Annotated in this window: 22 protein-coding genes; 16 read left to right on the top strand and 6 right to left on the bottom strand. The window is 48.8% G+C overall.

Annotation, left to right across the window (positions count from 1 at the left end; all coding sequences use genetic code 11):
* Positions 1-32: 32 nt before the first annotated feature.
* The 14 genes from hflK (at position 33) to alr (ending at position 14,529) form a co-directional block, all read left to right on the top strand.
* Positions 33-1,193: an FtsH protease activity modulator HflK gene (gene hflK / locus M2404_RS06410; protein ID WP_259238899.1), complete on the top strand. Its 1,161-nt coding sequence runs from the start codon at positions 33-35 to the stop codon at positions 1,191-1,193.
* A 3-nt stretch (positions 1,194-1,196) separates the two neighbouring features.
* Positions 1,197-2,078: a protease modulator HflC gene (gene hflC / locus M2404_RS06415; RefSeq protein WP_259238900.1), complete on the top strand. Its 882-nt coding sequence runs from the start codon at positions 1,197-1,199 to the stop codon at positions 2,076-2,078.
* A gap of 66 nt (positions 2,079-2,144) precedes the next feature.
* Positions 2,145-3,314 (top strand): aminotransferase class V-fold PLP-dependent enzyme, encoded by a 1,170-nt coding sequence (locus tag M2404_RS06420; protein ID WP_259238901.1) that lies wholly within the window; start codon positions 2,145-2,147, stop codon positions 3,312-3,314.
* 125 nt (positions 3,315-3,439) lie between these two features.
* Entirely contained in the window at positions 3,440-4,735 is a 1,296-nt protein-coding gene (locus M2404_RS06425) for an adenylosuccinate synthase (protein WP_259238902.1), read from the top strand.
* 95 nt (positions 4,736-4,830) lie between these two features.
* Entirely contained in the window at positions 4,831-6,150 is a 1,320-nt protein-coding gene (locus tag M2404_RS06430) for a S41 family peptidase (protein ID WP_259238903.1), read from the top strand.
* A gap of 74 nt (positions 6,151-6,224) precedes the next feature.
* Positions 6,225-6,845: a tetratricopeptide repeat protein gene (locus M2404_RS06435; protein WP_259238904.1), complete on the top strand. Its 621-nt coding sequence runs from the start codon at positions 6,225-6,227 to the stop codon at positions 6,843-6,845.
* Positions 6,846-6,911: 66 nt separating this feature from the next.
* Positions 6,912-9,254 (top strand): ribonuclease R, encoded by a 2,343-nt coding sequence (gene rnr / locus M2404_RS06440; protein WP_259238905.1) that lies wholly within the window; start codon positions 6,912-6,914, stop codon positions 9,252-9,254.
* A 47-nt stretch (positions 9,255-9,301) separates the two neighbouring features.
* Entirely contained in the window at positions 9,302-10,033 is a 732-nt protein-coding gene (gene rlmB / locus M2404_RS06445; protein WP_259238906.1) for a 23S rRNA (guanosine(2251)-2'-O)-methyltransferase RlmB, read from the top strand.
* A 453-nt stretch (positions 10,034-10,486) separates the two neighbouring features.
* A complete protein-coding gene (gene rpsF / locus M2404_RS06450; protein ID WP_027672333.1) occupies positions 10,487-10,864 on the top strand; it encodes a 30S ribosomal protein S6 in 378 nt (125 codons plus the stop codon).
* A gap of 10 nt (positions 10,865-10,874) precedes the next feature.
* Positions 10,875-11,180, top strand: coding sequence for a primosomal replication protein N (gene priB, locus M2404_RS06455; protein WP_259238907.1), 306 nt, complete (start codon positions 10,875-10,877; stop codon positions 11,178-11,180).
* An 11-nt stretch (positions 11,181-11,191) separates the two neighbouring features.
* Complete coding sequence (gene rpsR / locus M2404_RS06460) at positions 11,192-11,419, top strand: 30S ribosomal protein S18 (protein WP_068228526.1); 228 nt, start codon at positions 11,192-11,194, stop codon at positions 11,417-11,419.
* Positions 11,420-11,438: 19 nt separating this feature from the next.
* Entirely contained in the window at positions 11,439-11,891 is a 453-nt protein-coding gene (gene rplI / locus M2404_RS06465) for a 50S ribosomal protein L9 (protein WP_259238910.1), read from the top strand.
* 167 nt (positions 11,892-12,058) lie between these two features.
* On the top strand, positions 12,059-13,441 hold the full coding sequence (gene dnaB / locus M2404_RS06470) for a replicative DNA helicase (protein WP_259238912.1): 1,383 nt from the start codon (positions 12,059-12,061) through the stop codon (positions 13,439-13,441).
* Positions 13,441-14,529, top strand: a complete 1,089-nt coding sequence (alr, locus tag M2404_RS06475) for an alanine racemase (RefSeq protein ID WP_259238913.1) — start codon at positions 13,441-13,443, stop codon at positions 14,527-14,529. Before dnaB ends, alr begins: the two co-directional genes overlap by 1 nt.
* Positions 14,530-14,593: 64 nt before the next feature.
* Here alr and M2404_RS06480 read toward each other — a convergent pair whose 3' ends face one another.
* The 3 genes from M2404_RS06480 to M2404_RS06490 all read right to left on the bottom strand — a co-directional run bounded on the left by M2404_RS06480 (position 14,594) and on the right by M2404_RS06490 (position 15,904).
* Positions 14,594-15,058, bottom strand: a complete 465-nt coding sequence (locus M2404_RS06480; protein ID WP_259238914.1) for a chemotaxis protein CheX — start codon at positions 15,056-15,058, stop codon at positions 14,594-14,596.
* A gap of 101 nt (positions 15,059-15,159) precedes the next feature.
* Positions 15,160-15,597 (bottom strand): transcriptional repressor, encoded by a 438-nt coding sequence (locus tag M2404_RS06485; RefSeq protein WP_215395819.1) that lies wholly within the window; start codon positions 15,595-15,597, stop codon positions 15,160-15,162.
* Positions 15,598-15,691: 94 nt separating this feature from the next.
* On the bottom strand, positions 15,692-15,904 hold the full coding sequence (locus tag M2404_RS06490; RefSeq protein ID WP_259238915.1) for a hypothetical protein: 213 nt from the start codon (positions 15,902-15,904) through the stop codon (positions 15,692-15,694).
* Between the two features lie 199 nt (positions 15,905-16,103).
* Here M2404_RS06490 and tadA point away from each other — a divergent pair, with 199 nt between their 5' ends.
* On the top strand, positions 16,104-16,589 hold the full coding sequence (tadA, locus tag M2404_RS06495) for a tRNA adenosine(34) deaminase TadA (protein WP_259238916.1): 486 nt from the start codon (positions 16,104-16,106) through the stop codon (positions 16,587-16,589).
* Between the two features lie 199 nt (positions 16,590-16,788).
* Here tadA and mltF read toward each other — a convergent pair whose 3' ends face one another.
* On the bottom strand, positions 16,789-18,219 hold the full coding sequence (gene mltF, locus M2404_RS06500) for a membrane-bound lytic murein transglycosylase MltF (RefSeq protein ID WP_259238917.1): 1,431 nt from the start codon (positions 18,217-18,219) through the stop codon (positions 16,789-16,791).
* Between the two features lie 417 nt (positions 18,220-18,636).
* On the opposite strand from mltF, the gene purL reads away from it, so the two are divergent.
* Positions 18,637-22,530 carry a phosphoribosylformylglycinamidine synthase gene (gene purL / locus M2404_RS06505; RefSeq protein WP_259238918.1) on the top strand — a complete coding sequence of 1,298 codons (3,894 nt, stop codon included), beginning with the start codon at positions 18,637-18,639 and terminating at the stop codon, positions 22,528-22,530.
* A 100-nt stretch (positions 22,531-22,630) separates the two neighbouring features.
* Here purL and M2404_RS06510 read toward each other — a convergent pair whose 3' ends face one another.
* Both M2404_RS06510 and M2404_RS06515 read right to left on the bottom strand, forming a co-directional pair.
* On the bottom strand, positions 22,631-23,548 hold the full coding sequence (locus tag M2404_RS06510; protein ID WP_259238919.1) for a histone deacetylase family protein: 918 nt from the start codon (positions 23,546-23,548) through the stop codon (positions 22,631-22,633).
* Positions 23,548-25,410 carry a bifunctional acetyl-CoA hydrolase/transferase family protein/GNAT family N-acetyltransferase gene (locus tag M2404_RS06515; RefSeq protein ID WP_259238920.1) on the bottom strand — a complete coding sequence of 621 codons (1,863 nt, stop codon included), beginning with the start codon at positions 25,408-25,410 and terminating at the stop codon, positions 23,548-23,550. Before M2404_RS06515 ends, M2404_RS06510 begins: the two co-directional genes overlap by 1 nt.
* Between the last annotated feature and the right edge of the window lie 49 nt (positions 25,411-25,459).

Here is a 25,459-nt window from a genome sequence, read left to right on the forward strand (position 1 = left end):
CCCTTATTTTGCAACTTAGAATGGAGTAAACCATGGCTTGGAATGAGCCGGGCAATAACGGCAAGAATAACGATCCCTGGAAACAGGGTGGTCGTGATCAGGGCCCGCCCGATTTAGATGAAGTGTTTCGCAACTTTGGCAAAAAGTTAGGAGGCATCTTCGGCGGTGGCAAGTCAACAGGCGGTAGTAGTGGCGGTGGTGCTTCTGCTGCGCTGGTATTGATACTGATTGTCGCTGCATTGGTATGGGCTTTCAGTGGTTTTTATACCATTAAAGAATCTGAGCGCGGTGTTGTGTTGCGTTTCGGCCAGTATCACGATGAAGTTGGCCCCGGTATTCACTGGAAGCCTACCTTTATTGATAACGTGTTGCCGGTTGACGTAACCAGTGTACGCACTTTGCGCAGCGATGGTTTTATGCTGACTCAGGATCAAAACCTGGTACGGGTCACTTTTGAAATTCAGTATCGTGTATTCAATGCCCGTTTATATAAGTTTTCAGTAGTAGATGCTGACAGCAGTTTAAATCAGGCAACTGATGCGGCACTGCGTTATGTTATCGGCCACTCGATTATGGACGACGTGCTAACCCGCGGCCGTGAAGTGGTAAGACAAAATACCCGTCAGGAACTGGAAAGCATTATTGAGCCTTACAAGATGGGTATAGCCCTGGTTGATGTAAACTTCCGTGATGCCCGGCCGCCGGAAGAAGTGCGGGATGCGTTTGATGATGCGATTAAAGCACAGGAAGATCAGGAGCGTTTTGTGCAGGAAGCCCAGGCTTATGCACGTGAAATTGAACCACGTGCCCGTGGTCAGGTTAACCGTGTAATGCAGGAAGCCGATGCCTACAAGCAGCAAATTGTATTAAAAGCGCAAGGTGAAGTTGCCCGCTTTGAAAAGCTGTTACCGGAATATCTGGCAGCGCCTAAGGTAACCCGCGATCGTATGTACATTGAAACAATGGAGCAGGTATACAGCAATACATCGAAAGTGCTTCTGGATGTTAAGAATGGTAATAATATTATGTATTTACCTCTTGATAAGATGATTAATCAGGGCGCTGGCAGTTCAGCACCGTCAGGGAGTAGCATGCCGTTGATCCCATCGCGTAGCAGCACTGACAGCAGTAGTAGTTCTAACCGGACTGACAGTTCGCGCAGCACAACAACACGCAGCGGCGGCCGGGGGTAAGATATGAAAAACTTTACTATAGCCATTATTGTTATTATTGGGTTTATCTTTGTATCCGCCCTGTTTGTAGTGCCTGAAGGCCAACGCGCTATTGTGATTCAGTTTGGTAAAATTCAGCGTGATGCTGAGCAAAACGTCGTAGTGTATGAGCCGGGCTTACATTTTAAGCTGCCGTTTATTGAAACTGTGCGTAAGTTAGATGCTCGGGTGCAAACGTTGGATGATGCACAGGATCGTTTTGTAACGGCTGAGAAAAAAGACTTGCTGGTAGACAGCTATGTAAAATGGCGCATCAATGACTTTGGTGCCTATTTTCTGGCAACCGGGGGTAATATTGCACAAGCAGAAGTGTTGTTAAAACAGTATATCAACAACGGTTTACGCACCGAGTTTGGTACCCGTACCATTCAGGAAATTGTGTCAGGTGAGCGTACTGAGTTAATGCAGGGTGCTTTACAGCAAGCTGGCGCTGCGTCAAGAGAGCTTGGAATTGAAGTCGTTGACGTACGGGTTAAGCAAATTAACCTGCCGCAGGAAGTTAGTAGCTCTATTTTTGCCCGGATGGAAGCCGAGCGTCATGCTGTGGCGCGTGAGCATCGTTCACGTGGTATGGAAGAGGCTGAAATCATTCGTGCCGATGTTGACGCACGGGTTACTGTTATGGTTGCTGATGCAGAGCGTAACTCGCGTACCGTGCGCGGTGAAGGTGATGCACTGGCTGCCAATGTCTATGCAGAAGCCTATAACAAAAATGCTGAGTTCTTTTCATTTGTTCGCAGTATGGAAGCCTACCGCAAAAGCTTTAACAATAAAGACGATGTGCTGGTGGTACAACCGGACAATGAGTTTTTCAAATATATGCAATCAGATAAAGTACAAAACTGATTATGTTGTATAAAAAAAGGCCCGTTCAGGGCCTTTTTTGTCTCTGACAGGGTCATAGGGGGAGTAATGTACCAACAGTTTTATCAGCGGTTTTTGCAGGCGAATCAGGGCAAGCAGCATTTTGCCTGCCACTCGCATCACTACTGGCCAGATGTAACCCGCGAGGCCATGCTAGCGTATTGGGATGACACCGCCAGGCTGGTAGATGATAAATGGCGCTATATTTTTGGTGAGAAAGTGCCGCAAACTCAGCAACTCATTGCCGATATATTGCAATTGCCCCAGGCTGAACAAATTGTATTTGCGCCTAATACCCATGAACTGGTGATGCGTTTACTGAGTTGTTTTGATTTACGCCAGCCGCTGAGAATTTTAGCCACCGACAGCGAGTTTCACAGTTTCTCGCGCCAGGTAAAGCGTTTAGCTGAATATGACAATGTGCAACTTGATATTATCCCCACTGAACCCTTTGACAGTTTTACACAGCGCTTTACTGACGCTGCAGCAGCAAACAGCTACCAGCTGATTTTCTGCAGCCAGGTGTTTTTTAACTCTGGTTTTGCTATTGCCGACCTGACTGGCTTTGTGCAGCAGCTGGCTGCCAGTAATGATGCTATGATCGTGATCGATGGTTATCATGGTTTTATGGCAGTACCAACAGACTTATCGGCCATTGCTGAGCGCATCTTCTATCTGGCTGGCAGTTATAAATATGCGCAGGGCGGTGAGGGCTGTTGTTTTATGACCGTGCCGCTGGGCAGCTCTGCGCGGCCTTTATATACCGGCTGGTTTGCTGAGTTTGGTACTTTGGCCGGCGAGAAGTCTGCCACGGTACTGTACAGCGAAGATGGTTATCGTTTTGCCGGTTCAACAATGGATTTCTCCGGGTTATACCGGCTTAATGCGGTGCTACGTTTGTTTAAACAGCAGGGTATCAGTGTCGGCCGTATTCATCAGTATATACAGCAGTTACAGCAGGTATTTTTAGCCAAGCTAGCAGATTTAAAGCATGCTAAGTTAAATGTACAGACATTGCTGCAGCATGATTTGGCACACCACGGCCACTTTTTAACCTTCCGCCTGGGCAGTGCCGCTGAAGTGGCAGAACTGGCTGCACACTTAAAGCGCGCTGGTATAGAAACCGACTATCGCGCAGACCGTTTACGGTTTGGTTTTGCCTTATACCATAACAGTGCACAGTATGATTTAACTTGCTTAGCCCAAGAACATACTTAACTAACTGAATAAAAACCAATAATTAAGCCGCTGAGAAAAAAGCGGCTTTTTTTCACCCAGACGGCTGAAACTTGGTTGCCAATTTGGTAGAATCCCCGCCTAATTTTTCCCATGATGTAGGAACCATGGCCAAAAACGTCGTAGTGCTCGGCACCCAATGGGGTGACGAAGGTAAAGGTAAAATCGTCGATTTATTAACAGATAAAGCAAGCTTCGTGGTGCGCTATCAGGGCGGCCATAATGCAGGCCATACTTTGGTTATCGACGGTGAGAAAACCGTATTACATTTAATTCCGTCAGGTATTTTACGTGCCAACGTGAAATGCGTTATTGGTAATGGTGTAGTGCTGTCCCCTGAAGCGTTCTTAAAGGAAATGACCATGCTGGAGCAGCGTGGCGTACCGGTAAAAGAGCGTTTACTGTTAAGTGAAGCCTGCCCGCTGATCCTGCCGTTCCATGTTGAACTGGATAAAGCGCGTGAACTGGCCCGCGGCGACAAGCCTATCGGCACTACCGGCCGTGGTATTGGCCCGGCATACGAAGACAAAGTTGCCCGCCGTGGCTTACGTGTCGGGGATTTGTTTAACCCGACGCTGTTTGCTGAAAAGCTGAAGACGCTGATGGAGCTGCATAATTTTACCCTTACGCAGTACTATAAAGTACCGGCGGTGGATTATCAGACTACGCTGGACAACGCGCTGGCTATTGCCGACATTTTAAAGCCGTTGGTAGTAGATGTTACCGATTTACTAGATAAAGCGCGCAAAGCCGGCCAGGAAATTATGTTTGAAGGTGCACAGGGCACTTTGCTGGACATTGACCACGGTACCTACCCTTATGTTACCTCGTCTAACACCACTGCCGGTGGTATAGCAACCGGTGCTGGTTTTGGCCCGCGTTACCTGGATTATGTACTGGGTATCGTTAAAGCTTATACCACCCGTGTTGGCTCAGGCCCGTTCCCGACAGAACTTGGTTGTGCAGTAGGCGAACATTTAGGTGTAAAAGGCCATGAGTTTGGTGCTACGACCGGCCGTAAACGCCGTTGTGGCTGGTTTGATGCCGTTGCTGTTAAGCGTGCCGTGCAATTAAACAGTATCTCTGGTTTTTGCTTAACCAAGCTGGATGTATTAGACGGCCTGGATACCATACGCATTTGCACCGGTTACAAAGACGCGGCCGGTAATATCACTGATGTGCCGCCGATGGCTGCAGAAGGCTTTGAACTGGTAACACCGGTATATGAAGACATGCCGGGCTGGAGTGAAAGTACCTTTGGTGTGCAGCAACTTGAAGACTTACCACAGGCGGCGCGTAACTATATCAACCGTTTAGAGCAGCTTACCGGCGTGCCTGTTGATATAGTGTCTACAGGCCCTGATCGTGTTCAGACTATTGTGCTGCGCCATCCTTTTGCCTGAGGTATCTGTTTGTTAAGTTGTGCCGTATAAAAAACGCTGCCACCTGGCAGCGTTTTTGTTTATGCTGATAAAAAGCAAAACATAGAGCAACTGTTATGCGCATTTTTACATTATTAGCAGCGTTATTATTACTTACTGCTTGTGGCGGTGGTGGCAGCATAGATACCGATAGCACAGGGCAAACCAGTATTTGTCAGCGTACTGATATTAACTCTCAGGTGTTCTGTGCCTTGCAGCAAGACTATCTGTGGTACAGTGATTTGCCGGCGTCAATTAACCCCGACAGTTACAGTTCACCTAATCAATTATTGCAGGCAGTAGCTGCGCCACAGGACCGCTACAGTTTTATTATTACCCGGCAGGAATATGAAGATCGCTATATTAACGCCACCTTCTTCGGTTACGGTTTCTCCAGTGTCAGAGCGGATAATAATACAGCGCTACAAATTGCTTATGTATATGATGATGGTTCAGCGGCACAAAATGGCCTGCGCCGTGGCGATAAAATCATTGAAATCGAAGGCGTCAGCGTTGCACAGTGGCTAAGCCGGCTTGATGCTGGCACCGCAACCAATGAGGATATTTACGGCCCGAATGAAACGGGTGTAATACGTAACTTTGTCTGGCGTAAGCCCGATACTTCTGAGCAGGCCGCTGATTTTATTAAAAAGGAAGTGACGACCAATACAGTATTGCACCGCTCGGTGGCAGTACAAGGCAGTAAGCGTATTGGTTATCTGGTATTTAACACTTTTATCGAATTATCAGAGACAGAGCTGGAAGAAGCCTTTGCCTATTTTGTGACGCAAGGGGTTAATGAGCTGGTGCTGGATGTGCGCTACAACGGTGGCGGCCTGATCCGGGTGGCAAACCAGCTGAGCACACAGATTGCACGAAACTTTGTTCAGGGCGAAGTATTCGTAAAATATCAGTTTAACGACAAAAATACCGCAAAGAATAATTCTACTTTATTCGCGCTTGGCGCCGGGCGCAGTGTACTGAACTTGCCCAGGGTATTTGTGCTGACAACCCAAAGCAGCTGCTCATCCAGCGAACTGGTGATTAATTCTCTGACACCTTTTGTTGATGTGGTACAGATAGGCAGTGCAACTTGTGGTAAGCCAATAGGGCAGCAACCGGATATTATTGGTAACTATGTGTTGTTTGCTATTAACTTCCAAACAGTAAATGCGCTGGATCAAGGCGGCTACTTTGACGGTTTACAGCCTAACTGCCCGGTTACAGACAATATTACCGGCGATTGGGGTGTTGTCACCGATCCACTTTATGCAGAGGCCGTTAATTATATTGCCAGCGGTAGCTGCAGCGATGTTGCTGTAAGTAGCGCTACAATGCGTGCTGAGCCAGTAAAACCAAGGCTGGCTGCCCCTTGGGCATTAAATAATGAGCAATAAAAGGCGTGAAGTTTGCTTAAAAAAAGCCGGTTGAGGCCGATAAAGCCTAAGATAACAATTTTCAGGCGCATATTATGATTAAAACACTATGGCTGGTGCTGGCTGTTCTGCTATTGCAAACACCGTTAACACAGGCGCAGGAACTTGAAGCCGTGCAGTTATATTCTCAGGATGAACTGTTGGCATTGATCCGTACCAACAGCCATCTTAAGCGTGTACGGGCTGATGATTGTCAGTTGGTGCGGGATATTGAAGCCCGGGCCGATATTATGCAACTGCCCGCCTACCAGTTTTTATATGGTGATATGCTGGCCTATGCGGTTTGTGTACCACGCAATGTAGAACGTGGCTGGGACCTGATGCTGCAGGCTGCAGGCCAGGGGTTACCAGAAGGGTTAGAACAGGTAGGCCGTTATTATCATATTGGCCGCTTTGTGCAGCCCGATACAGATAAAGCTATTATTTATCTGCGTGAAGCTTCAGCACTGGGTAATTTAAAAGCACAGTTACGTTTGGCGCAGATATTAGTGGACGGCCATGGCAGCTCGGTAGATTTTGAACAAAGCTATCGCTGGTTGCATAATGCAGTAACGGCTGATGCCGCTACACATAAGAAAATACAACAGTTGCTTGGCAAGTTAAGCCAAAAAATGCCTGCAAGGGTAGTGGCAAATGCCAAACGGCCGGTAAAATGAAGTTCATACTCATAACACGGTTTAGCTGTTACACTTAACACAATTTAGGAAACAAAAGATAACTTAATGACGGTAAATGATCCGCATCTTGCGCGTGAGCAGGAAAAATATGAAAACCCTATCCCCAGCCGTGAATTTATTCTCGAGCATATCGAAAAACGCCAGAGCCCTGTTTATTTTGAAGAGTTAGTTGCCGAGCTCGGCTTAACCGATGACGACGCTGTTTTCGCACTGAAAAAACGCCTGCGTGCCATGGAGCGCGACGGCCAGTTAATTTATACCAAAAACCGCCGCTATGGCCTGGTTGATAATATGGACCTGGTTAAAGGTACGGTGTTGGGCCATCGCGAAGGTTTCGGCTTTTTAAAGCCGGAGCAGGGGGGGCCGGACTGGTTTATCCCCAATTTTGAAATGCAGCGCTTGCTGCACGGCGATATTGTGCTGGCTACCGCACAGAGTATAAACAGTAAAGATAAAATAGAAGCCCGTGTAGTGCGGGTGTTAGAGCCGCGCAGTGAGCCAATAGTTGGCCGCTACTACAAAGATTTCGCTTTAGGTGTGGTAGTGCCGGATGATCCGCGTATAACGCAGGATATTGTCATTCCCGACGGTGAACAGGGCGCAGCCCGGCATGGTCAGGTGGTGTTGGTCGAGATAACACAGCGGCCATCAAAACGGGTTAATGCCGTGGGCAAAGTAACCGAAGTGCTGGGTGAACATATGGCGCCGGGTATGGAAATTGAAATTGCCATTCGTAATCACGGTATTCCGCATGTGTTTTCTGATGCAGTATTAAAGCAAGTAGCGCAATACGGCGAAGAAGTACCGGCAGCGGCCAAACAGGGCCGGGTTGACTTAACCCAATTAGGCTTGATCACCATTGATGGCGAGGATGCGCGCGATTTTGACGATGCTGTTTACGCCGAAGTGAAAGACAACGGCGGATGGCGTTTATGGGTGGCTATTGCCGATGTCAGTAGCTATGTGCTGCCGGATACCGCACTGGATAAAAGTGCGCTGGAACGCGGCAATTCAGTGTATTTCCCTGACCACGTAGTGCCAATGCTGCCAGAGGCGTTATCTAACGGCCTGTGTTCGCTTAACCCGCATACTGATCGCTTATGTTTAGTGGCCGATATGCACATTAGTGCTAACGGTAAACTTGACAGCTACCAGTTTTATGAAGCGGTAATGCATTCCAGTGCCCGCTTAACTTATAACAAAGTACATAAAATACTGCAGGGCGACCCGGAGTTACGCCAGCAATATGCTGCTAACCTGACTAACATTGAAACCCTGAATAGCCTGTATAAAAAGCTGGCCAAAGTACGCGGCCAACGTGGCGCTATTGAATTTGAAACAGTAGAAACCCGCTTTGTGTTTAACAGCCACCGTAAAATTGAACAAATTGTGCCGGTGCACCGGGTTGAGTCGCATAAGATCATTGAAGAGTGCATGATTATGGCCAATGTGGCCGCTGCACGCTTTATTGAAAAGCACGAAGCCCATACGCTGTTTCGCGTACACGAGCGTCCGGATGGCGATCGCTTCGATAATTTCCGCCGCTTTTTAGCTGAGCTGGGTATAGAGGCTAACTTATCTGCTGAGCCAACGCCGCTGGAATTAACGCAAACTCTGGAGAAAATCGGTGACCGACCGGATCGCGAGCTGATAGAAACCACTATGCTGCGCTCCATGAAGCAGGCGGTGTATCAGGGCGATAATCAGGGCCACTTTGGTTTAGCGCTGGAAGCTTATGCTCACTTTACCTCGCCCATCCGCCGTTATCCGGATTTAGTGCTGCACCGTGGTATTAAAGCTTTACTGGCAAAGCAAGGCCAAAAAGTTACCGGTGCCCGTGGATACACCGAAGCGGAAATTACACCTCTGGGCGAGCAGTGTTCGATGACCGAGCGCCGCGCAGATGATGCCACCCGCGAAGTAGCCGACTGGCTAAAATGCGAATATATGCAAGACCACTTAGGCGCAGAGTTTGACGGTGTTGTATCTACCGTGACCAGCTTTGGCCTGTTTGTGCGCTTAACCGAGCTATATATAGAAGGGCTGGTGCATGTTACGTCTTTGCAAAACGACTATTACCACTTTGACGCTGAGCGCCATACGTTAAGTGGCGAGCATGGCAAAGTAACTTACCGCATGGGCGATTTACTAAAAGTAAAAGTGGCCGCCGTTAACCTTGAAGCGCGTAAAATTGATTTAGTGCTGGTAGGCGAGCCTAAGCGTGTGGTGAACAAGGCCGATATTAAAGCCTCTAAGCAAGCGGCTGCAGACAAGGGCGCAAAACGTGGTTCAGCTAAAGCCGCAAAAGCTCCGGCTAAAGCGGAAGCGAAACCAAAAGGCGCGCGCAATATTACCGCACGCAAAAAGCCACGGCGTAAAGCGAAGTAATAAGGTAAACTGCCGGCCTTTTTAAGTGTCGGCATTAAGGGTTAACAATGAACGCAGATCTGGTGTTTGGTATTCATGCGGTTGGGGCTTTACTACAGCGCGCGCCGCAGGATGTGCTGGAAATGTTCGTGATGAAAGATCGCGACGACAAGCGTATGCAGCCGTTAATTCAGCAAGCACGGCAAAACGGTGTGTCGGTGCAGTTTTGTAACCGCAAAACTCTGGACGATATGGTTGGCGGTCAGCATCAGGGTATTATTGCCAAAGCCCGGTTGCAAAGCAGCGGCAGTGAAGCGGATTTAGCCGCTATTGTTGCACAGCAGGACAAGCCGTTTATTCTGATCCTTGATGGCGTAACCGACCCGCATAACTTAGGTGCTATTTTACGCAGTGCTGATGCCGCGGGTGTACATGCTGTTGTCGCACCAAAAGATCGCTCCGTTAAGCTCACTTCAGTGGTACGTAAAGTTGCCTGTGGTGCCGCAGAGAGTGTGCCTTTTATTACCGTAACCAACTTGGCCCGTACCCTGCGTGAATTGCAGGACGCCGGTGTTTGGATAGTCGGTACCGCCGGCGAAACTGAAACCCTGGTGTACAACGCCGATTTAAAAGGCTCGCTGGCGCTGGTGTTGGGTGCAGAAGGAGAAGGCCTGCGCCGTTTAACCCGCGAAACCTGCGACAGCCTGGTAAAAATTCCGATGTTTGGTACTGTTTCCAGCCTTAACGTATCGGTTGCCGCCGGTATCTGCTTGTTTGAAGCTGTGCGCCAACGCCAATAAACTCCGCCCCAATTGCTCTTGGGCGATAGCAAAGGTTAGGTGTTTCGATTGCGCAGCCACAGAGTGTTTGAGTGAGCGCGTAAGCAGCGAGCGAGTTGCTGTGGTGAGCACAGCGAAATACCTGGCCTTGCTGTGAGGTTGCCGGTAAAAGTGAGTGCTATGCTCGCCACAACAGCACTTCGGGCAATCCTGCCCTCAGTGAGGCGGCTCAGCTAAGCTTACCAAATTCGTTCCCGACGAATTTGTCCGCCGCCTTCGCTTACGCGAAATCGGTTTGTGGCTGTGCTATCACTCACGTTTACCTGCTTAATCTTTCAAATTAGCGGCTTTCTGCTTGTTATTTGCCCGCTGAATCCGTACAATACGCGACCTTCGGCCATACACTAACGTTCCTTGCCTCCATGAGAACCCCGGCCGAGTTCCCCCGAGGCTTACTAACCGTAAGGAGCTACAATGCGTCATTACGAAATCGTTTTTATGGTTCACCCTGATCAGAGTGAACAAGTACCTGGCATGATTGAGCGTTACACTGGCGCAATCAAAGAAGCGGGTGGTTCTATTCACCGTCTGGAAGACTGGGGCCGTCGTCAACTGGCTTACCCAATCCAGAAGTTGCATAAAGCTCACTATGTTCTGATGAACGTAGAAGCACCACAAACTGTGATTGATGAGCTGGAAACTAACTTCCGCTACAACGACGCGGTATTACGTAACCTGATTATGCGCACTGACAGTGCCGTAGTTGAGCCATCACCAATGGCAAAGGTACGTGATGAACGTCGTGAGCGTGCTCCTCGCGAACATGAAGAGCAAGTAGCAAACGAAGAGTAAGTTGTTGTTAATGGACAATAGCACCGTACTGGTTGGCAGTATCTGCCGTCAACCGGAGCACAGCGAGAGTCCTGCGGGCATACCGCATACGGTTCTGGTGTTAGAACACCGAAGTAATCAGATGGAAGCAGGCTTAAACCGCCAGGCTTATGTTCGGATACAGGTTGTACTGACCGGAGCCGCACTAACACAACATACCCGACAGTTAACGTTGGGCAATATGGTAAAGGTGACAGGTTTTTTAAACCGCCACCAAAGCCGCAGCGGACAAGCTAAGCTGGTGCTGCATGCGCAACAAATTGAATATATAAGTTAGGAGACAGGCAAATGTCACGTTTTTTCCGTCGCCGTAAATTCTGCCGTTTTTCTGCAGAAGGCACTGTAGAGATTGATTACAAAGATACCGTTGTTCTGAAAAACTATGTTACAGAAAGCGGTAAGATCGTACCTAGCCGTATTACTGGTACCAGCGCTAAGTATCAGCGCCAACTGGCTCGTGCTATCAAGCGCGCACGCTACCTGGCTCTGCTGCCTTACAGCGACTCACACAGTTAATACAGAAGGGGTATAAGCAATGCAAATTATTCTGTTAGACAAAGTCGCTAACCTGGGTGGTTTAGGTGACAATGTAGCTGTTAAGTCAGGTTATGCTCGTAACTTCTTGTTCCCACAGGGTAAAGCAGTTCCGGCTACCAAGGCTAACATCGAGAAGTTCGAAGCCCGTCGTGCTGAATTAGAAGCTAAATTAGCTGATGATTTAACTGCTGCAAACGACCGTGCTGCTAAAATTGCTGCGCTGGGTGAAGTGACAATCGCTTCTAAAGCCGGTGACGAAGGCAAACTGTTCGGTTCAGTAGGTACACGTGATATCGCTGATGCGATCACTGAAGCCGGCGTTAAAGTATCTAAAGCAGAAGTTAAACTGCCTACAGGTACTTTACGTGAAACTGGCGAGTACGAAATCGATGTACAGTTACACGCTGAAGTTACTGCAACTGTAAAAGTTGTAGTAATCGCAGAAGCTTAATAAGCTTTAAAGCGCACTGTATCTGCAGTGCGCTTTTTCCTCTGTTTCCCCCGTTGTTGTTTATCCCGTTCGTTTAGTTAAGCCGATAAAAATATCTGACACTTCGCTTTGTGATCTGCCTTAGGCAGGTTAGCATTATGCTGCTTTCGCTAACTGACACAGGTGTTATGAGTAGTATCAAAGACAAACAGGTTGCTGCAGTTAAAATGCCGCCGCATTCGATAGAAGCTGAGCAATCGGTACTAGGCGGCTTAATGCTGGATAACGAGGCCTGGGATCGCGTGGCAGAAAAAGTGGTTGAGCAGGATTTTTACCTGCGTGCGCACCGCTTTATTTTCGCTGCTATGTCACGTTTGGCTGAGGCTACCCAGCCGATAGATATTATTACCGTATCGGAAGATTTAGAAGCCAACCTGCAATTGGATGATGTGGGTGGTTTTGCTTACCTGGGCGAAATTGCCAAAAATACCCCCAGCGCCGCTAATATTCTGGCCTATGCCGAAATCGTGCGTGAGCGCGCCGTGGTGCGCGATATGATTGCAGTAGCACATGATATTGCCGATGCCGGTTACGACACTCAGGGCCGTACCTCGGCAGAGCTGCTGGACTTTGCCGAAACCAAAGTATTTAAAATTGCTGAGCAGCGTACCAATGCCAATGAAGGCCCCGAGCCAATAAACAGTATACTGGCCAAAACCATCGAGAAAATTGACGAGCTGTTTCGCTCGCCACACGATGGTGTTACCGGGGTATCTACCGGCTATGTCGATTTGGATAAAATGACTAACGGCATGCAGCCGTCAGACCTGATCATTGTTGCCGCCCGGCCGTCGATGGGTAAAACCACTTTCGCGATGAACCTGTGTGAGCATGCCGCCATTACTTCTGACAAGCCGGTGCTGATTTTTAGCTTAGAGATGCCATCGGAACAAATTATGATGCGTATGCTGGCTTCCCTGGGCCGGATTGATCAAACCAAGGTACGTACCGGCCAGTTGGAAGATGAAGACTGGGCGCGGCTGTCTTCTGCCATTGAGCTGTTGAACACCAAAGGCAAAATGTACATCGATGACGGCTCGGGTTTAACACCGACCGAAGTACGTTCAAGGGCGCGCCGGGTGGCGCGTGAACATGGTGGCTTAAGTATGATCATGGTCGACTACTTACAGCTAATGACAGTGCCGGGCTTAAGTGAGAACCGCACCCTGGAAATTGCCGAAATTTCCCGCTCGTTAAAAGCGTTGGCGAAAGAGCTGAAAGTGCCGGTAGTGGCACTGTCACAGCTAAACCGTTCATTGGAGCAACGCGCCGATAAGCGCCCGGTAAACTCTGACTTGCGTGAATCCGGCTCTATCGAACAGGACGCCGACTTAATTATGTTTATCTATCGCGACGAAGTGTACAACGACGACAGCCCGGATAAAGGTACTGCAGAAGTCATTATCGGTAAGCAGCGGAACGGCCCTATTGGCCGGGTGCGCTTAACCTTTCATGGTCGTTATTCGCGCTTTGATAACTACGCCGGTAGTGCCAGGTTCGAGGAAGATTAATGCTAAGCCGCCGGCCACAAGCCACCATTGATCTTGCTGCGCTTAAGCATAACTATCAGCGTGTAAAACAGTTAGCCCCACACAGCAAAGTGCTGGCCGTATTAAAAGCCAATGCCTATGGCCATGGTATGCTCAGCGTAGCTCAGGCGTTAACACAGGCCGATGCTTTGGGCGTAGCGCGCCTTGATGAAGCCTTAGCATTGCGTGCCGGTGGTATTGCCAGGCCAATAGTACTGCTGGAAGGCTTTTTTCATGCCGATGAGCTGGCACAAATTGTTGCTTCTAACCTGCAACTGATAATACATCATCGTGAGCAGGCCGAAGCGCTTATGGCCGCCCGGCTTGATGCACCGGTACGGGTGTGGCTGAAACTGGATACCGGCATGCACCGGCTCGGTATTTATCCGCATGAGTTTAGAGGGTTATATCAGCGTTTAAGCCAAAGCCGCAATGTGCAGGGGGCGCTTAGGTTAATGAGCCACTTTGCCAGTTCAGACGAGCTGGATAAACCTGCAACGGTTAACCAACTGGCATTGTTTAAGCATATTACGCAAGGTTTTGCCGGTGAGCATTCACTGGCTAACTCTGCTGCGGTATTAAATTGGCCACAAAGCCATGGTGACTGGGTGCGGCCAGGCTTAATGCTATACGGTGTATCGCCAATGGCCGATACAGTGGGTACGGAGCATGAGCTTAAACCGGTAATGACGCTGAGCAGCAGTGTTATTGCAGTACGTGAGGTAAATGCCGGTGATGCCGTGGGTTATGGCGGCAGTTGGATAGCCGCACACAGTACCCGTTTAGCTGTAGTAGCGATGGGTTATGGTGATGGCTACCCACGCGGCGCCGGTAATAATGCCGATGTGCTGATTAACGGCAAGCGTTTGCCGATAGTGGGCCGGGTGTCGATGGATATGATTACCGTAGATATTGGCAACGAGGCTGTAGCCGTGGGTGATAAAGTGGTCCTGTGGGGTCGCGATTTACCGGTAGAGCAATTGGCGCGTTGCGTTGATACTATTCCTTATGAACTACTGTGTAATATTACCAGCCGTGTGCAGTTTAGCTATATCAATTCATCAGGTTAAATAAAAACGCCGGCGCTAAGCGTGTGTTAACACTAGGCCGGCGTTGTGCTGTACAGATGGCAGTTTATTTATCAAAGCTTACTTCAATATGTACCTTGCCAAAATCTGAATCAAAAGGCATCAGAATTTTCGCGCCTTCGGATTTATGTGAAATAGTATGATTTTTACCGGATACCACCACAGGGGTTGCCATAGTAAAGTCGTAGCCTTTTTCGCCTAAAATACGTTTTGCGCCGCCGGTAACCATGTTGGTAATTTCACCTACCATGTCGGTAACATCTTCTGTAATGCCTTTTGGCCGTTCGCCCAGCATACGAAACATAATTTCCACCGCTAACGATTCTTCAAAGGTAATAGAAAAAGAACCTTTGGTTTGCGGGCTAACCATACCAATTAAACCAGACACATCGCCACGGGCAACTTCGTCTTTTTTAATACGTGGTTGTCCGGGAGTAATAGTGGTATTTGCCATAGTGCTTAGCACATTGACTAAAGACGATAAAAACGGATTTATAAATTCAACATTCATGTCAATGCCTATCAGAAAACAGAACTAAAGCGAAAGCTTGTTTAAGATTAGAAACCTTTTTATAAATGTACAAGCCAGATCCTTGATATAGATAAGTTTTATTATTTGGCTTTACATATTTTGCACAACCCATGCGCTTCAATGGTTTGATGCTTGATAACAAACCCCTGCGATACTGCCTGACGGTTAAACTCGTCTTGTAATAAACTGGAATGTAGCTCAGTGACATTACCACATTGATCGCAAATTAACAGCTGTGCCGGGTGATGCTGCCCAAAATGATGGCACAGCATAAACGCATTGCTTGATTCAATTTTATGAATAAAGCCTTGCTCGGTAAGAAACTCTATTGCCCGGTAAACCGTAGCGGGTTTAGCACCGGGCTCAGTTTGTTTTAACTGCTCAAGCAGTTCATAGGCGCCAATACCGCCATTAAGGCCGGCCAGCAGGCGAAATACCTTTTCGCGGATAGATGTAAAGCGGGCACCATTTTGTTCGCAAATTGTGCGCGCACGGTTAACCAGAGTTTCCGTCGACATTTTCAGCTCCTGTCAGCAGTTGCTGGCAGTGTATCATAACAAAGCTTAACTGCCACGTGTGCCACACTGCGTAACAAGATGAAAATGTAGTGGTTTATAACCGGTTAATTTGCTCTTTTAACTGGTAACTTTTGTCTGTAACAATGCTTTCCAGCGTGGCGATACGTTGTTTCAGTTTTTCTTGCTCGACTCTGAGCTGATCCAATTCTGCACTACCTGCTTTGCCCTTATTATCGTGATATACCTTAAAGGCCGACAATCCTATACCGCCAATAATGGCCAGTGCCGCTATTTCAAAAGGTCCCATTGTATACTCCTGTTATTCTCTGTAATAGTTTAATAGCATTGTGTGCAAATCAGATGCCAACTAATAATGTGTATATATATCAGTAGGATGTGCTGGTGATCTAATTAATAACAATGGTAAGCACACAAAAGTTTAGCCAATTTCACCATAATATAGTGGTAAACTCAGCCATCAATCTAGCAATTAATTGTAAAGCATTATGACTGATGAAGACTGGATGCGCCGTGCTATCGCGCTGGCAGCGAAAGCCGAGCAGCAGGGTGAAGTGCCGGTGGGTGCAGTGCTGGTTAAAGACGGTGGGATGATTGCAGAAGGCTGGAATCAGATGATCAGCCTGAATGATCCGTCAGCTCATGCAGAGATGCAGGCTATACGTGCCGCATCGGCCAGCATGGCCAATTACCGCCTGCCAGACTGTACCTTGTACGTAACACTGGAACCTTGCAGCATGTGTGCCGGGGTAATGGTGCATAGCCGTATTAAGCGGCTGGTGTTTGGTGCCACAGATTTAAAAACAGGTGCGGCGGGCTCGGTACTTAATCTGGTGCAATATAGCCAGTTTAATCATCAACTTGAGGTGGTATCTGGTGTGCTGGCGGCAGAGTGCGCGACTCAGTTATCAGCGTTTTTTCAGCGCCGCAGACAGGAACACAAAGCCGCTAAACAGCTTCGGCTGCCTGATTAAAAAAGCTCAGATAATGGCGCCGACGCTGATGCAGTTTCGTTACCGCAATATTACGTTTAATACGGCGCCTGCTTGAAGCAATATTTGCCAGACGGCGTTTTGCTCTGATCTGGGGTTTCTTTCGTTTTAACATAAAAAGCCTGCATAAAGAGAATTAAGCTTACTATGGATGCGTAACGGCTTTGTTTCAATAGTAGCGTTAATTGTTATCCTGTGCGGGCTCTGGCAATATTTCTGTACTCAGTTGCTCGGTTAAACGTTGTTTTTGCTGTTCAAGCCGTTGTTCAGCTTGCTGGCGTTCATCTACCCACAACAAGGTGTCGTAGTAACGGCGGATATTTTCAACATAGGTTACCGCTTCATCACCGCGGGCATAGCCATATTTGGTGGTTTGATAGACATTTTTTTGCCGCAGCAACGGCAGGCGTTGTTTTACATCCAGCCATTTATCCGGATCAGCGCCCTGGCGCTGGGTAATAATGCGTGCATCTTCAACATGGCCCCAGCCAACATTATAAGATGCCAGCGCAAACCAGAGGCGGTCTGGCATGCTAATACGCTCAGGTATGCGGGTAACCATCCGGTGCAAATAACGGCTGCCACCCAGTATGCTTTGCTCAGGATCAAGCCGGCTGGTAACGCCCATTTGCTGTGCTGTGGGCAAGGTCAGCATCATTAAACCACGTACACCGGTAGGGCTTTTGGCTTTCGGATCCCAGTGTGATTCCTGATAACTGAGCGCGGCAAGTAAGCGCCAGTCAAGCTCACCGGCATATTGTGTGAACCAGGCTTTAAACTTTGGCAGTTGTTGTTCTATAGCATCGATATACACCAGCGTGTCTACGTAGTCGAATAACTGCACATGGCCAAAATAGCGATCTTCCAGTGCAATAAGTTCACCGCCCTGATACATAGCACCAAAAAACTCAATTAACACGGCATAGAGTGAGTCGTCGTCGCTATCTGCCAGTAACCAGCTAACCGGTAAGTTGTCACGTACGGTAAAAGCAATACTAAGGTTGGGGTAAAAGCGCCGGTTCAGTGCCAGTTGGTTTGAGTCGGTTAGAGTGTAAGCAATATTGCCGTCAACCACCTGCTGTAAAATCTCGTCGGCGTCCAGTGTCGGGTGTTGTTGCCATTGTAAATCGGGTTTATCCAGGCTTAGCTGTTGCAGGGTTTCGGCATGGCTGCTGTCTTTTACCACAACGACAGTGTCGGTCAGGTCATCCAGCGAGCGGGGCCAGGTATTGCCTTGTTTAAATACTAATACTTCATTGATCCAGCGATAAGCCGGTGACGAACGGTACTTGCCTTTGCGCAATTCTGTTAGTGTCAGGCCGCCGGCAATATAGTCAACCTGGCCGGTTTGCAGCTTTTGCAGCAGCTCGTCCAGCTGGTAGCTGGGAAATAACTCCAGTTTTACACCAAGTTTATCTGCCAGTGCCTGGCTGAGCTCCAGCTCAAAACCGGTGGGGCCGTCAATACCAACATAATAGCTGGTAGGGCCGTGCAAAATGCCGACCTTTAAGCTATCACGCTGATATATCTGGTAAAGCTGGCTTTGTGATGGCTCGGGGCTACACCCTGCTAAACACAGCAACAACAGCAACCAGGCCTGATTTTTCCACATCTTTGTTAACCTGCAATGTCACGCTCTGCGCTGTTATAACAAACTTCTGTCGCTGCGTCAGTGTTTACTCATACCACTTGAGCAGAAATTTCTTTATAATGGCGCGCCTATAAGGGCGTGTTGACCTTTCGCGATTAAGCTTTTGTTCAATCTGAAAATGTGCTGCTCACGACGCGAGGAGCGTAGCTTAGTTACTCTAAGTGAGTGACGAGCAACAAAGAGCAGCACATTTTCAGATGAACCCTGTGGGCAGCGTCTGTTTGGCATTTCTTCGGCGTTATCGCACATTTATGTAGAATAACTACACTGCATGTGCTCTGCCTTGTAGAAATGCCAAACAAACTGCTGCAAAATTAATCGCGAAAGGTCAACACGCCCGCGGTTCCATCGTCGTTCAATCCACGGGAAAAAAAGCCTATGTTGATCCTGCGTGGTGCGCCAGCACTGTCCGATTTCAGAATTCAGAAGTTACTAGACCAATGCGCCCAGAGTGGCTTAACCATCAGCGGTATTTATGCTGAGTTTATGCACTTTGCTGATGTTAGCAGCGCATTGACTGACGCCCAGCAGCAAACACTGGATAAATTATTAACCTATGGCCCGGCCATTGCCAGCCATGAACCACGCGGCCAGCTAGTGCTGGTAACGCCACGGCCGGGCACTATTTCGCCCTGGTCGTCTAAAGCGACAGATATTGCCCGTAACTGTGGTTTAACCCAGGTTTCGCGGTTAGAACGTGGTATTGCTTACTATATTGAAGCACCAACTGCACTGAATTCACAGCAGTTACAGCAAGTTGCGGCATTGCTACATGACCGTATGATGGAAGCGGTATTTACTGAACTGACGCAGGCACAGGCGCTGTTTAGCAAAGCTGAGCCAGCTGCGCTTAGCTCGGTAGATATTAACCGCGGCGGCCGTGCGGCACTGGCTAAAGCCAATATCGATATGGGCCTGGCCCTGGCCGATGATGAAATTGATTATCTGTTTGATAACTTCACTGCACTTGGCCGTAACCCGAACGACATTGAACTCTATATGTTCGCTCAGGCGAACTCAGAACATTGTCGACACAAGATTTTTAACGCCGACTGGACAATAGACGGCGTAAAACAGCCTAAATCGCTGTTTAAAATGATTAAAAATACCTTTGAGCAAACACCGGATTATGTGTTGTCGGCTTATAAAGACAACGCTGCGGTAATGGAGGGTTCTACCGCTGGCCGCTTTTTTGCCCAGCCCGGTAATTTAACTTATCAGTATCACCATGAACCTATTCATATACTGATGAAGGTTGAAACCCATAACCACCCAACGGCTATTTCGCCATACCCTGGTGCCGCTACCGGTTCCGGCGGTGAAATTCGTGATGAAGGCGCTACCGGTGTGGGGTCTAAACCTAAAGCCGGTTTAGTCGGTTTTTCTGTGTCTAACTTACGTATTCCGGGTTTTGAACAGCCGTGGGAAACCGATTTTGGCAAGCCGGAGCGTATTGTATCGGCGCTGGATATTATGCTGGAAGGACCTCTGGGTGGTGCGGCTTTTAATAACGAATTTGGCCGTCCGGCCATTAACGGTTATTTCCGTACCTATGAAGAAAAGGTACCCAGCCATAACGGCGACGAAGTACGCGGTTACCATAAGCCGATTATGATTGCCGGTGGTTTGGGTAATATCCGTGCAGATCACGTACAAAAAGGTAATTTACCGGTTGGCGCCAAGCTGGTTGTATTAGGCGGCCCGGCGATGAATATCGGCCTGGGCGGCGGTGCAGCATCTTCGATGGCATCGGGCCAGTCGGCCGAAGATTTAGACTTTGCCTCAGTGCAACGCGAAAACCCGGAAATTGAACGCCGTTGTCAGGAAGTCATCGATCGTTGCTGGCAGCTGGGTAAAGACAACCCTATCGTATTTATTCACGATGTTGGCGCCGGTGGCTTATCGAATGCTTTCCCTGAGCTGGTGAACGACGGTGGCGTAGGCGGTAAGTTTGAACTGCGTAATGTACCAAACGACGAGCCTGGTATGTCACCGCTGCAAATCTGGTGTAACGAATCACAAGAGCGTTATGTGATGGCAATACCTGCCGACAAAATGCCGGTGTTTGAACAGATTTGTCAGCGTGAGCGTGCACCTTTTGCCGTGGTGGGTGAAGCCACTGCAGAGCAACATTTAACGCTGACCGACACCCACTTTGGCAGCACACCTATTGATTTACCGTTAAACGTGCTGCTGGGTAAAGCACCGAAAATGCACCGTGATGTGCAAAGCGCACAAACTGCAGGTAAAGCACTGGATTTAACCGGTGTAACAGTAAAAGACGCGGCAGAGCGTTTATTGCGTTTACCGGCCATTGCTGAAAAAACTTTCCTGGTAACCATTGGTGATCGCTCTGTTACCGGTTTGGTAGCACGCGACCAGATGGTTGGCCCCTGGCAGGTGCCGGTAGCGAACTGTGGTGTTACTGCAGCCAGTTACGATACTTACCACGGCGAAGCGATGGCAATGGGGGAGCGCACGCCAGTGGCACTGCTTGATTTTTCTGCCTCAGCCCGTTTAGCGGTGGCTGAAGCCATTACCAATATTGCTGCCACTGATATTGGCGATTTAAAGCGGATAAAACTATCTGCCAACTGGATGTCTGCCGCTGGCCATCCGGGTGAAGACGCAGGTTTATACGCCGCCGTTAAAGCCATTGGTGAAGAGCTGTGTCCGGCACTGGAAGTCACTATTCCGGTGGGTAAAGACTCCATGTCAATGAAAACCAAATGGCAGCAAAATGGTGAAGATAAAGCCGTTACCGCGCCATTGTCTTTAGTGATCACTGCGTTTGCACGGGTAGAAGATATCCGTAAAACAGTGACACCACAGCTGCGCACTGACAAAGGCGATACCAGCCTGCTGGTAATTGACTTAGGCCAGGGGCAAAACCGCTTAGGCGCGTCCTGTTTAGCGCAGGTTTATAAGCAGCTCGGTCAGACGCCGGTTGATTTAGACAGCCCACAACTGCTGATTAACTTCTTTAACGCCGTGCAGCAATTAACCCGTGAGCAGAAACTGCTGGCCTACCATGACCGTTCAGACGGTGGTTTATTTGTGACGCTGGCTGAAATGGCCTTTGCCGGAAAAGCGGGTGTGTGCGCCGATATCAGCGCTTTGGGTAACGATGATATGGCGGTGCTGTTTTCTGAAGAGCCGGGCGCGGTTATTCAGGTTGCAGCAGCAGATCTGGACTACGTTAAACAGCTACTGGCGCAGCATCAATTGGGTAACTGCAGCCATGTTATTGGCAGCGTAAACGCTAAGGATGAGCTGGTATTTAGCCGTGGCGATAAAGTGGTATTAAGCGACAGCCGCACCCGTTTACGTTGTATCTGGGCTGAAACCACCTATCAGATGCAGGCACTGCGTGACAACCCGGCTGGCGCCAAACAAGAGTTTGATGCCAAAGCCGATGTTGCCGATCCGGGCCTTAATGTAAAACTGAGTTTTGATTTAAATGCCGACGTTGCCGCCCCCTTTATTTTAAAAGGTGTTGCACCTAAAGTGGCTATTTTGCGCGAACAAGGTGTTAACTCGCATGTAGAAATGGCAGCCGCCTTTAACCGTGCCGGTTTTACCGCGGTAGATGTGCATATGAGCGATATACTGGCAGGCCGGGCTAAGTTAGCCGATTTTAACGGTTTAGTGGCCTGTGGCGGCTTCTCTTACGGTGACGTACTGGGCGCCGGTGAAGGCTGGGCTAAATCAGTATTGTTTAACGACATTGCCCGTAAGCAGTTTGCTGAGTTTTTTGAGCGTCAAAGCACCTTCTCGCTGGGTGTGTGTAATGGCTGTCAGATGATGTCTAACCTTAAGAGCCTGATCCCGGGTGCTGAGCTGTGGCCACACTTTGTGCGCAATAAATCTGAGCGCTTTGAGGGCCGTTTCAGCCTGGTAGAAATACAGCAAAGCCCGTCGTTGTTTTTCACTGGTATGGCTGGTTCACGTATGCCGATTGCAGTGTCACACGGTGAAGGCCATGCTGAATTTGCATCATCTGAAGCATTCGCCAAAGCTAATCACAGCGGCACGGTTGCCATGCGCTTTGTTGATCACTACGGTAAAGCCACTGAGCAATACCCGCAAAATCCGAATGGTTCACCAGCCGGTATTACGTCGCTTACCACTACTGATGGCCGTGTAACGATTATGATGCCACACCCGGAGCGGGTATTCCGTGCTGTAGCCAATTCATGGCAGCCAGACGGCTGGCAGGAAGACAGCCCGTGGATGCGCATGTTCCGCAACTCAAGGGTTTGGTTAGGTTAAGCTAACCCACTGTAATAACGAAAAAACCTGCTGCGGCAGGTTTTTTTATGGCTATCTAAAAGATAAAAGCATCATCGGTTGGTATTGCAGCGCTGTTTACCTACATCAAGCCTTTTAAAAATGCTACTACGCTGCGCCCCAGTGCGCTTAGGGCATAGCCGCCTTCCAGTGCGGCGACAATACGGCCCTGGCAGTGTTGATCGGCCAGGTGTTTTAGTTGTTGTGCTATCCACTGGTAATCGGCTTCGGTCAGCAGAAATTGCGCCATATCATCTTCGCGGTGGCCGTCAAAACCGGCGGATACCAGAATTAGCTGCGGTTTAAATTCGTTAATACGCGGCAGCCAGTGCTGCTGAATTTGCTCGCGCCAGATGGCGGGTTTGCACAAGGCAGGCAGTGGCAAGTTTTCAATATTACCGGCGCTGGGGTGTTCACCGGTATTAGGATAAAGCGGATACTGAAAGGATGAGCAAAACAATACCCGATCATCCGCAGCGAAAATATCTTCAGTACCGTTGCCGTGGTGCACGTCAAAGTCGACAATTGCTACCCGACTAAGTTGGTGGTGCTCAAGCGCATAAGCTGCTGCTACAGCGATATTGTTAAAAATACAAAAACCCATAGCCTGGCTGCGTGTGGCATGGTGCCCCGGCGGGCGTACATTACAAAACGCTTGCTGGTTAGTGTCACTCATTACCTGATCTACCGCATTAATAGTTGCACCTGCGGCATGCACAGCTGCATTGAGGCTGTGTTTCATCATCTGGGTGTCAGGGTCTAGCCAGATGTGGCCCTCTTCAGGGCTTTTGGCGTAAATTTCATCAACATACAGCTTGCTGTGTACATGATATAAATCTTTCGCACTGGCTGGTGTGGCATCACGCTGCTGTACAATGAACTCCAGACCGGAGCGGATCAGCTGATCATTTATTGCACTTAGCCGTGCAGGTTGCTCGGGGTGATCATCGCCAGCCTGGTGCAAATAACAGCTGGGGTGGCTAAACAGAGTAATGGCCATCAGTTTTGCTCCGCCGGTTTGCTGCTAGCTAAGCGGGGCAGGCGCAGCTGCAGGTAAACTTCACTGGGATCATCCCCCGGCAGGCGGCTAAAACCGGCTTTCTGGAATACTGCCAGCATGGCTTTATTTTCTGAGCGTACATAGGCTGTCATGCTGGTTAAACCGCGTAGTTCTGCAATGGTAATCATCTCTTGTAGCAGCCGTTTGGCCATACCTTTGCCGTGATATTTTTCCCGCGTTACAAAGGCGACTTCGCAGCTTTGGTTGTCGTTTAACAGGTAATAGCGGCCCACTGCCTGAATTTGTACCGCAGAGCCTTTTTGCTTCACAATGCACAGTGCTAAATCGCGGGATTGATCAACGCCAACCAAAGTACAGGATTTCTCCCTACTCATTTGTGTTGGTACGGCGCTGTAACGCAGTTGCAGGGTTTCTTTGGTGTGTGAGTAAAAAAACTCCTGCAGGCGGCGCTCGTCAGACGGGTTTAATGGCCGAAGATCAAACTCTTCGCCATCAATTAATAGTTCTTTAAAGCCCACATCGCCCAGCTCGGGTACTTCCATTGGTGTGTGCAGCTGATAATGCGGCACCCAGTAATGTTTACGTACTTCTTCGAGCAACTGCTGGCGGAACTTTGGATGCGCCACCCGGATAAGCTCCAGTGAGCGTTCGCGGATACTTTTACCACGTAGCGATGCCACGCCAAACTCGGTAACCACATAATGCACATGCCCGCGCGATGTTACCACACCAGCACCTTCAGAAATAAAGGGCACTATGCGTGATATAGTGCCGTTTTGTGCGGTAGAGGGCAGGGCAATAATGGGCTTACCGCCGCTGCTCATGGAGGCGCCCCGGCTAAAATCAACCTGACCGCCGATGCCGCTGTAAAATAAATGTCCAATGGAATCAGATACTATCTGGCCGGTCAGGTCTACTTCAATTGCACTGTTTATTGATACCATATTGTCGTTACGGGCAATATTAGCCGGTGAGTTCACGTATTCGCTCGGGTAGAACCCCATATGGGGGTTACAGTGCACAAAATCGTACAAAGCTTTACTGCCTACACAGAAACTTGCCACGGTTTTGCCCGGATGAAAGGTTTTTTTGCGGTTAGTGACGACGCCTTTTTTTATCAGCTCCATCATGGAGTCGGTAATCATTTCACTGTGTATGCCAAGCTCAGTATGGTTGCCCAGATACCGCAGTACGGCATCACACATCTTGCCGACACCAATCTGAATGGTTGCGCCGTCTTCAACCAGTAACGAAACATACTGGCCAATACGCTCTGTAACGGCGTCCAGCTTAATCGGCGGCATTTGCGCTATGGCTTGTTCAGCATAAAAATAGCTGGTTATCTGGTCTTTATGGATAAAAGCCTGGCCATAAGTAATCGGCATAGACGGATTTACCTGCGCAATAACCTTTTTTGCTGCTTTTGCTGCTGCCGAGACAATATCGACCGATACACCTAACGAGTGATAACCATGCTCATCTGCCGGGCTCACCATAATTAGTGCCGCATCCAGCGGCAATATACCGTCACTGAACAACGAAGGAATATCTGACATAAAGCAAGGGGTGTAATCTGCCCGGCCTTCAGCTACTGCCCGTCTTACCTGATCACCACCAATAAACAGGGCGTTCACTTTAAACAATTGTTGGTATTCAGGTTCTGCCCATTTGTTGTCAGACAGTGAGTACACTTGCACAATTTCGATGTCATGCAGTTGTTTGGCATTGCTAATCAGGTGATCTATCAGTGCCGTTGGTGTAGCCGCATGTGAACCAATAAAAATACGATCGCCGGATTTTAACAGCTGTTGCCAGTTCAGCGTAGCGGGGGCTTTAGCCACTGTTATGCTCCGTATAATGAGATACCACTATAGAATAACAGTTTAGGGC

It is taken from the genome of Rheinheimera pacifica (assembly GCF_024809855.1).
Taxonomy (GTDB): Bacteria; Pseudomonadota; Gammaproteobacteria; order Enterobacterales; family Alteromonadaceae; genus Alishewanella; species Alishewanella pacifica_A.

Coding starts and splice junctions, on each gene's coding strand:
- hflK (WP_259238899.1), top strand. CDS start 33: ATGGCTTGGAATGAGCCGGGCAATAACGGCAAGAATAACGATCCCTGG.
- M2404_RS06480 (WP_259238914.1), bottom strand. CDS start 15,058: ATGAATGTTGAATTTATAAATCCGTTTTTATCGTCTTTAGTCAATGTG.
- dnaB (WP_259238912.1), top strand. CDS start 12,059: ATGAGTAGTATCAAAGACAAACAGGTTGCTGCAGTTAAAATGCCGCCG.
- M2404_RS06485 (WP_215395819.1), bottom strand. CDS start 15,597: ATGTCGACGGAAACTCTGGTTAACCGTGCGCGCACAATTTGCGAACAA.
- rplI (WP_259238910.1), top strand. CDS start 11,439: ATGCAAATTATTCTGTTAGACAAAGTCGCTAACCTGGGTGGTTTAGGT.
- tadA (WP_259238916.1), top strand. CDS start 16,104: ATGACTGATGAAGACTGGATGCGCCGTGCTATCGCGCTGGCAGCGAAA.
- rlmB (WP_259238906.1), top strand. CDS start 9,302: ATGAACGCAGATCTGGTGTTTGGTATTCATGCGGTTGGGGCTTTACTA.
- alr (WP_259238913.1), top strand. CDS start 13,441: ATGCTAAGCCGCCGGCCACAAGCCACCATTGATCTTGCTGCGCTTAAG.
- M2404_RS06435 (WP_259238904.1), top strand. CDS start 6,225: ATGATTAAAACACTATGGCTGGTGCTGGCTGTTCTGCTATTGCAAACA.
- M2404_RS06420 (WP_259238901.1), top strand. CDS start 2,145: ATGTACCAACAGTTTTATCAGCGGTTTTTGCAGGCGAATCAGGGCAAG.
- M2404_RS06510 (WP_259238919.1), bottom strand. CDS start 23,548: ATGGCCATTACTCTGTTTAGCCACCCCAGCTGTTATTTGCACCAGGCT.
- M2404_RS06490 (WP_259238915.1), bottom strand. CDS start 15,904: ATGGGACCTTTTGAAATAGCGGCACTGGCCATTATTGGCGGTATAGGA.
- mltF (WP_259238917.1), bottom strand. CDS start 18,219: ATGTGGAAAAATCAGGCCTGGTTGCTGTTGTTGCTGTGTTTAGCAGGG.
- M2404_RS06430 (WP_259238903.1), top strand. CDS start 4,831: ATGCGCATTTTTACATTATTAGCAGCGTTATTATTACTTACTGCTTGT.
- rpsR (WP_068228526.1), top strand. CDS start 11,192: ATGTCACGTTTTTTCCGTCGCCGTAAATTCTGCCGTTTTTCTGCAGAA.
- rpsF (WP_027672333.1), top strand. CDS start 10,487: ATGCGTCATTACGAAATCGTTTTTATGGTTCACCCTGATCAGAGTGAA.
- hflC (WP_259238900.1), top strand. CDS start 1,197: ATGAAAAACTTTACTATAGCCATTATTGTTATTATTGGGTTTATCTTT.
- purL (WP_259238918.1), top strand. CDS start 18,637: ATGTTGATCCTGCGTGGTGCGCCAGCACTGTCCGATTTCAGAATTCAG.
- M2404_RS06425 (WP_259238902.1), top strand. CDS start 3,440: ATGGCCAAAAACGTCGTAGTGCTCGGCACCCAATGGGGTGACGAAGGT.
- rnr (WP_259238905.1), top strand. CDS start 6,912: ATGACGGTAAATGATCCGCATCTTGCGCGTGAGCAGGAAAAATATGAA.
- priB (WP_259238907.1), top strand. CDS start 10,875: ATGGACAATAGCACCGTACTGGTTGGCAGTATCTGCCGTCAACCGGAG.